Source organism: Halobacillus sp. BBL2006 (genome assembly GCF_000786645.1).
Lineage (GTDB): Bacteria > Bacillota > Bacilli > Bacillales > Halobacillaceae > Halobacillus.
The window spans coordinates 1-7,189 of the sequence record NZ_JRNX01000220.1 but is presented as its reverse complement, the minus strand read 5'-3'; the positions used below and the strand labels follow the sequence as shown (position 1 = coordinate 7,189).

At 42.5% G+C, this 7,189-nt stretch carries 8 protein-coding genes; 3 read left to right on the top strand and 5 right to left on the bottom strand.

Features of this window, described 5'->3' with window-relative positions:
* Positions 1–361 precede the first annotated feature (361 nt).
* Positions 362–1,123: an SDR family oxidoreductase gene (locus LD39_RS07530; RefSeq protein WP_035544718.1), complete on the top strand. Its 762-nt coding sequence runs from the start codon at positions 362–364 to the stop codon at positions 1,121–1,123.
* Between the two features lie 40 nt (positions 1,124–1,163).
* On the opposite strand, the gene nei is transcribed toward LD39_RS07530, so the two are convergent.
* Positions 1,164–1,982 (bottom strand): endonuclease VIII, encoded by an 819-nt coding sequence (gene nei, locus LD39_RS07525; RefSeq protein ID WP_035544717.1) that lies wholly within the window; start codon positions 1,980–1,982, stop codon positions 1,164–1,166.
* A 63-nt stretch (positions 1,983–2,045) separates the two neighbouring features.
* Positions 2,046–2,915 (bottom strand): SDR family oxidoreductase, encoded by an 870-nt coding sequence (locus LD39_RS07520; RefSeq protein ID WP_035544715.1) that lies wholly within the window; start codon positions 2,913–2,915, stop codon positions 2,046–2,048.
* A 125-nt stretch (positions 2,916–3,040) separates the two neighbouring features.
* On the opposite strand from LD39_RS07520, the gene LD39_RS07515 reads away from it, so the two are divergent.
* Positions 3,041–3,502 (top strand): GNAT family N-acetyltransferase, encoded by a 462-nt coding sequence (locus tag LD39_RS07515; protein ID WP_035544713.1) that lies wholly within the window; start codon positions 3,041–3,043, stop codon positions 3,500–3,502.
* A 47-nt stretch (positions 3,503–3,549) separates the two neighbouring features.
* Here the strand turns inward: LD39_RS07515 and splB are convergent, their stop codons facing one another.
* Positions 3,550–4,578, bottom strand: a complete 1,029-nt coding sequence (splB, locus tag LD39_RS07510; RefSeq protein WP_035544711.1) for a spore photoproduct lyase — start codon at positions 4,576–4,578, stop codon at positions 3,550–3,552.
* Positions 4,572–4,832 carry a transcriptional regulator SplA domain-containing protein gene (locus LD39_RS07505; protein WP_035544720.1) on the bottom strand — a complete coding sequence of 87 codons (261 nt, stop codon included), beginning with the start codon at positions 4,830–4,832 and terminating at the stop codon, positions 4,572–4,574. The genes splB and LD39_RS07505 overlap by 7 nt, the downstream gene beginning before the upstream one ends.
* Positions 4,833–4,994: 162 nt before the next feature.
* Here LD39_RS07505 and LD39_RS07500 point away from each other — a divergent pair, with 162 nt between their 5' ends.
* Complete coding sequence (locus LD39_RS07500; protein ID WP_035544708.1) at positions 4,995–5,534, top strand: GNAT family N-acetyltransferase; 540 nt, start codon at positions 4,995–4,997, stop codon at positions 5,532–5,534.
* 49 nt (positions 5,535–5,583) lie between these two features.
* Here LD39_RS07500 and LD39_RS07495 read toward each other — a convergent pair whose 3' ends face one another.
* Positions 5,584–6,765 (bottom strand): MFS transporter, encoded by a 1,182-nt coding sequence (locus tag LD39_RS07495; RefSeq protein WP_035544705.1) that lies wholly within the window; start codon positions 6,763–6,765, stop codon positions 5,584–5,586.
* Positions 6,766–7,189: the final 424 nt, after the last annotated feature.

Here is a 7,189-nt window from a genome sequence, read left to right as displayed (position 1 = left end):
GTCAGTAAATTTTGAAATTAAGTTAGTTTTTCAGTGGCCTCGACAGAGTACGAGGAGGCTTGTCGTCATCCCCGCAGGAAAGCAAGTTGTTTCCCAGCCACCCCTGACTCTTTCATGGCAACGGACCCAAGTTATCTCGAAATCGAGTCTTCAATAATCTTGCACGTTTGTTGAATAACCTCACAACAAATTAAAGCCGTTAACAAAGTCTGACCACCTTGATCATAACTCGCTTATTTGAGAAAAAATATTTCTTGATTTATTATATATAAAGAAAGGATTTTTTTTAGTTTAGTCGAAAGAGTACACAGAGAGTTTTTGAAAGCGCTCTACTAATTAGAGAAAAGGGGATTTAAATCTAATGAGTCAAAACTTATTTCAATTGAATGGAAAAGTTGCTGCTGTTACTGGGTGTACACGAGGAATTGGCCGCTCCGTTGCGATAGCTTTAGCAGAAGCGGGGGCTGACCTTGCCTTATTACAAAGAAGTCCAGAAAAAACGGACGTAAAAGAGGAAGTAGAAAACCTAGGCCGTCGCTGTGAGATTATACAATGTGATCTAAATAACATTGAAGAAGTGAAAGGAGCTATTCCTGCTGTTGTTGAACATTTCGGCCAGATCGATATTCTTGTGAATGCGGCAGGTATTCAAAGGCGTTCGCCAGCGGTTGATTTTCCTGAGGAAGATTGGGATGAAGTTCTGAATATCAATCTAAAAACAACCTGGATCCTATGTCAACAAGCAGGAAAATATATGGTTCCGCAAAAGAGTGGAAAAATCATCAACTTCGCTTCGCTACTCTCTTATCAGGGAGGTATCAATGTTCCGGCATATGCAGCTTCCAAGGGTGGAGTGTCTCAATTAACGAAGGCTTTATCTAATGAATGGGCGCAGCATCATGTGAATGTAAATACGATTGTGCCTGGTTATATCGCTACGGAAATGAATACAGCACTGATCAATGATGATAATCGAAACAAGCAAATTTTGGACCGGATCCCTGCTGGGGATTGGGGGAAACCAGAAGACTTTAAAGGTACGGCTGTTTTTCTTGCTTCCAATGCTTCAGACTATGTGCACGGCCATCAACTCGCTGTTGACGGAGGCTGGCTCGGAAGATAAACACATAAATCCCCGAATCACGGATACGTGGTTCGGGGATTTACTTTTGGCAAGTCGGACAGTAATAACACCGTCTTGATCCTGCTCTGAATTTAATGATTTCGGTTCCATCGATTCGACATGGCTGTCCTTCACGATTGAAAACCCAGTGTCGATATTCGTATCGTTTGGCACCTTTTTCTTTAAGTTTTTTTGCCAATTCGAGGTCATTCGTAATTCCTTTGTTGGTATAAGAACGCCACATCAATTCAATACATGCTTCAGCGATTTTTTCCAACTCTTCTTCACTACAATCCATCGGTCTTCGATCAGGGTGTACTTTCCCTACGAACATAATTTCACTACGCAAGTAATTTCCGATTCCTGCAATAAAGGCTTGATCGAGAAGCAGGGAGGTCCATTTCCTACGGTGAAAACGCTGATCCCTGAAGCGCTCCATTAAATCTTTCACTGAAACATCTTCATTCAATAAATCAGGACCGACTTTTGAAATAAAAGGATGGGCAGATACTTCTTCATCTCTCAGCACTTCAATGTCAGATGCACTATATAATAGGGCTGATTTTTTTTCGTTATGAATGGCTAAGCGTAATTGTCGATTGGTCTTTGGATAATTATAAGTGTTACGGACATACCATTTTCCATAAAGTTGATTGTGCGAATAGATGGTATAGCCATTATTGAAGCGGATCAACATCGCTTTGCCCTTTGTTTCAACCTTAAGAATCATCGCTCCGCTAAAGGTTTCTTCGTACGGTTGGAGATGTTCAAAGGGAAATGAAATTTCCAGTATAGGCTTGTCTATTAAAGCTTTTTGTACTTGATCGGCGGCTCGTCGTATTTCTGGACCTTCTGGCATGATACGTTCTCCTCTCTCCTCTTATTTTGTTAAGGGGAGACCGGATTTGCAAGAATTAACTCTTTAACTTGAGGTGAACATTCCACCGTTGATATGGATGAATTGTCCTGTCATATAAGTAGAATCATCGGACGCAAGCAATACATAGCTGCCAACATGTTCTACTGGCTGCCCAGGGCGTCCCATTGGCGTGTTAGTGCCAAACTGTTCTACTTTTTCTTCATCAAAAGTGGACGGAATCAGCGGTGTCCAAATTGGTCCTGGAGCAATTCCGTTCACACGGATTCCTTTTCCGACTAATTGTTTGGCCATAGAGCGGGTAAAAGCAACAACGGCCCCTTTTGTAGTGGTGTAATCAACAAGGTGCTCATTGCCGATATAAGGATTTACGGATGCTGTGTTAATGATTGCACTTCCTTTTTTCATATGAGGGAGTGCTGCTTTTGTTAAATAGAACATAGAATGGATATTGGTCTTAAACGTCCGTTCCCACTGCTCGGTCGAGATATTCATAATGTCATCAGTCGGATGCTGTTCAGCCGCATTATTAACTAGAATATCAAGTTGTCCAAGCTCATTCACTGTACGATCAACGGCCTCCTTACATACGGATTCTTCACCGACGTCTCCAGCAAGTAAAATCGCACGGCGGCCTTGTTCTTCGACTTTTTTCTTCGTCCATTCCGCATCTTCATGCTCTTCCAGGTAAGAAATGGCGACGTCAGCACCTTCTTTGGCATAACCGATGGCTACAGATCGACCGATTCCACTGTCGCCACCTGTAATGAGGGCGACCTTCCCTTTCAATTTATTGCCACTTTGGTAATCTTCATCCGCTTGAAGCGGCTGTGGGTCCATTTTTGATTCACTTCCGGGTTGATGGGATTGCTCCTGGCCTTTTTGTCCCTGGGTTTGTCTGTTCATTCGATCCATGATGTCATTCCTCCTTGATTGAATTGAAATATGTTATGGGTTATTCCACTTTTAGGAAAAAATAAAACAGAGACTGTCCAATATTAGAAATAATACCGATAATAGAAGGGAAGGGAGAAAAAAGTATGGTGATTAAAGAAACGAACGATTTTGCATTGATTGCTGAGTTAAATGAACATGTACATACACTTCATGTTGAACTTTATCCTCGGTATTTCAAACCTTATGATTATCAACAGGTGAAGTCATTTTTTGAAAATATGATTAATAATCCCCGTTTTATCTTCTTCGTTGTGGAAGTGGACGGAAAAGCAAGAGGCTATGCATGGGTAGAAATAAGGGCGTATCCCGAGAACCCCTTTAAAAAGTCGTATACCTCCATTTACGTTCACCAGATTAGTGTAGAGGAACGTTATAGAAACATCGGGTGCGGGCAGCGTCTCATGAAGGCTGTCGAGGGTCTTGCCGAAACTCATCAAGCTACTGAAATAGAGTTGGATTATTGGATCGATAATCTGGAAGCAAAACAATTTTATGAGAAAAATGGGTTTGTTAAATATCGGGAATGCGTACATAAGTATGTGTAAAAACAATATCCCTCACCTCCAGAAGTTCCTGAGGAAAGGGATAATCATTAAGTGAAGTATTCTAATTGTGCTTCAGGGAAGTATTGGTTAATGTATCCACCAAGCGTTGATTTCATTTCTTCTTGTTCATCTTTTTGATACACATATTTACCAATTCCATAACGTCCCCATTTATACTTTCGTTTTTCCTCATCCATTTCTAATTTCGTCATCGGATAGTTTTTTTGGATGACTCTTTTCGCCGGTTTCGTGAAACGGTGCTGGATCAGCTCGAAGGTGAGATCTCTTGTTGCATAGTCCGGAAGCTTGGCATGTAATTTTTCAAAAAGGATCCGATATCCTTCTTTCCAGTCTTCATAAAGATAAATAGGGGCGATGATGAACCCAAGGGGATATCCGGCGTTTGCTACTTTAGCTGCCGCTTCGATCCGTTCATCTAAGCGTGAGGTTCCCGGTTCCAAGTATTTGATCACATAATCCGCATTCATACTGAAACGGAAACGCGTGCGGCCATTGTGTTTGGCATCAAGTAAATGATCAACATGGGCGAATTTGGTCACGAATCGAAGGCGTCCATGTTCGGATTCTCCGAAATATTCAATCGCACGCTTCAGAGAATGAGTCAGGTGATCGACTCCAACAATATCAGACGTACAAGAAGCCTCGAATCTTGTTTCCTCCGGCATTCGTTCTTTCATATATTGCTCAGCAGCGTCGAACACTTCTTCGACATTTACGTAAGTTCTGATGTACGGTTTACTCCCCATTGTCGTCTGTAAATAGCAGTAATGGCAATGCCCCATGCATCCCGTAGCGAGCGGGATCGCATACTCAGCCGAGGGTTTAGAGGTATCAAACTTCAACGTTTTTCTCACTCCGACGACCAATGTCGATTTTGCCATCCGATATTTCTGAAAATCGTTCTCCCCTGGCAAGTTTCGTACTTGATTGTGGGAGGTCGTCTCTCGAATCTCGATTCCCATCTTTTCAAATTTTTCTTTTAATTCACGGCCTAGAGGGTACTCCAATGCCCTTGGCTCGATATATACCAACTCAGGAACAAACGGCTTTACCACAGCTGTCCCTCCGAATCTGTGCCGCCGAATGCGTCGTGATAGGCGCGCTCAGCTTCTCCTTCTGATGCATATACCGCGATATCAGAATCGAGAGGGAAATAGGTTTCGTATAAGAATAAAGCCAATTCCCCCGGCTGTTCAGGGTTATTGACTACAGCGGCTTCCTGAACATTGGCCACATCATATGTGTGAGGATTACGATAAATGACATATACGATATCTCCTGCACGATAATTGTTTTGATTAAGTTCCAATATCAACACCTGCTTCCTTCTTGTGATTGAGCCTCAAATCGCTCATTTGTGCTCATTTTTCCACAAACGTCAGGAATTATTACAAAAGGCACTTAGACCAACTTTCAAAAAGCAGCCACTTATGTAAGAATAAAGGGTATTATCAGAAAAGGAGGCATCACCATGAGTGTAAAATTTGAAACCGACAGACTTTATTTAGAACCTTACGAACGATCGTATGCAGCAGAAGTTGCAAAGCTGGCAGGAGTTTGGGATGTCGCAGCCACAACCTTCGTGCCGCATCCCTATACGGTCGATGATGCGAACGAATGGATTGGATTACATAAGGATTGGATAGAAAAAGGATCGGCCTATCCACTAGCGATGATCGATAAGCAATCAAAACGACTGATCGGAACAATGACGTTGAGGGTGGATGATAAACATTCGAAAGGCGAACTGGCCTATTGGGTAGGAAAGCCTTACTGGAGCAAAGGCTATGCGACTGAAGCGGCTAAACGTCTAGTGAAATTCGGTTTTGAAGAATTAAATCTTAACCGGATTTGGGCGGCAGCTATGACAGGGAACCCGGCTTCCTCGAAAGTGATGCAAAAAGCCGGACTGAGCTATGAAGGAACATTAAAGCAGGATATGCTGCACAGAGGTGAATTTAAAGACATTGCTGTGTATGGAATGATTAAAGAAGAATTCACGCTTTCCTAAATATATTTCTAAAAAAGTAAAGCCACCTGCCGAAAAGCAGATGGCTTATTTACTGTTTAATTTTAATGGGAATCAGTGTTCCTGCTAAGGCAATTCCTGCACAGGCTAAGAACATCGGTGTAAAACCAGAGAGCGCAATTCCGCTTACTGTTGTGAAAATGACTAAATCAAAGCCGGAGTCTAAGATCGACAATAAAGAAATGGTTGTCGCCCGGACATTCGATGGAATGACATCGTTGGAAAGTTGAGAGTACACCGGATAGCGGATGGCACTGACGAGTTTAAGAACAAGGAGCACGCCGAGTACGACCCACAAATAAGTGTCGAAAAGTGCAACAATCGTCAGTCCGCCAACGGCTAACATTCCTGTAAGGAACAACAAAGAAACGCGGTTGATTTTTCTTGTCATCCAGCCGATGGAACGGGCTGCCACAAATCCTATGAGAGCAGCTACTGCATACACCATTCCTATCCAATAGACAGGAAGGCCGGCATCGACAAGGAGTTTTTGATCAAATTTTTCGAAAATAGCCGTTGCTGGTATGAAAACTAACGAAATATTGATAAACATCCATAACACTTGTGGTGTATGCCGGATCGCCTTTAAACCATCCATGACTTGTTTCATCATTGGTTGTGTGAAACCACCTTGAGTAGGCAGGTTTTTAATGAACAAAAGTAAAACCAATTGAATGGCCATGAACAGGATACTCATTACGATAAGCAATTGAAACTGTTGCTCGGTTAAGTCTTTGGCAAGGAAAGCACCGACAATAACGACTAGGATCGACACGACGAATTTTGCCGAGCTGATTTCTCCCATCGCTTTGTCCATATATCGTTCTTCTTCGGACGATTTGAGCGATTCATAGATCAGGGCTTCATCGGCCCCACTGAAAAAAGTAGCCGCAAACCCAGTTAAGAACGAGCTTAAGAAAAATATCCATGGTTCGAAGGCGATCAATAAAATCGAGTGGCTCGAGATCGCCAGCAATGCTCCTAATAAAAAAGATCGTTTAGCACCAAAGCGGTCAGCAAAAACACCGGTAGGAATTTCTCCGGCAAGCACTCCAATGCTGAAAAACATCATGACGATGAGAACACTTGATTCATCGAGCCCGCGTGAAAAATAAAATAAAGTCAGGACAGGCTGAATAAAGCGGACACTTCCGAATAGTTCCGCCCAGAATAAAAAACGAATGTTATGTGCAGCTAATGTGTGCTTCTTCAAAATGTGATCCTCCTGCTTCAGTATCCGATAGAAAGCAGGAGCTAAAGCGATTTAGATATTAATTTGCTTTCACCCCTGCATTTGAGTGAGAAAAAGTGAAAATTTTTAGCATGATAAAATGTCCTCCTTAAAATAATGGAATATTACTCCCATATTAATATTTCATCAATGATTCGGATATTCCTGCTATACAACGAGGGATGTTAAACCTTTTTGTTGATTCTTCTTATTCCATAAAAGCTCCCGATTCTGGAAGACCCAGTTTCGAGACATTCGTGTGAGTTTGGGGCTGCGGGAAAAGGTTCGCTTTCCGTGGGGCAGGCGCTGAGGAAGAGGCTCCATCCGTGAAGGTGAGTTCATTATTCACCTACATCGGACGGGTGGTTGGGAAGCTGCGAGACTCCCGTGGGAGAAGGAGATAGGC

What these genes read in the sequence shown, in the direction of transcription:
- LD39_RS07530 (WP_035544718.1), top strand. Translation starts at nt 362, where the DNA reads ATGAGTCAAAACTTATTTCAATTGAATGGAAAAGTTGCTGCTGTTACT.
- nei (WP_035544717.1), bottom strand. Translation starts at nt 1,982, where the DNA reads ATGCCAGAAGGTCCAGAAATACGACGAGCCGCCGATCAAGTACAAAAA.
- LD39_RS07520 (WP_035544715.1), bottom strand. Translation starts at nt 2,915, where the DNA reads ATGGATCGAATGAACAGACAAACCCAGGGACAAAAAGGCCAGGAGCAA.
- LD39_RS07500 (WP_035544708.1), top strand. Translation starts at nt 4,995, where the DNA reads ATGAGTGTAAAATTTGAAACCGACAGACTTTATTTAGAACCTTACGAA.
- LD39_RS07515 (WP_035544713.1), top strand. Translation starts at nt 3,041, where the DNA reads ATGGTGATTAAAGAAACGAACGATTTTGCATTGATTGCTGAGTTAAAT.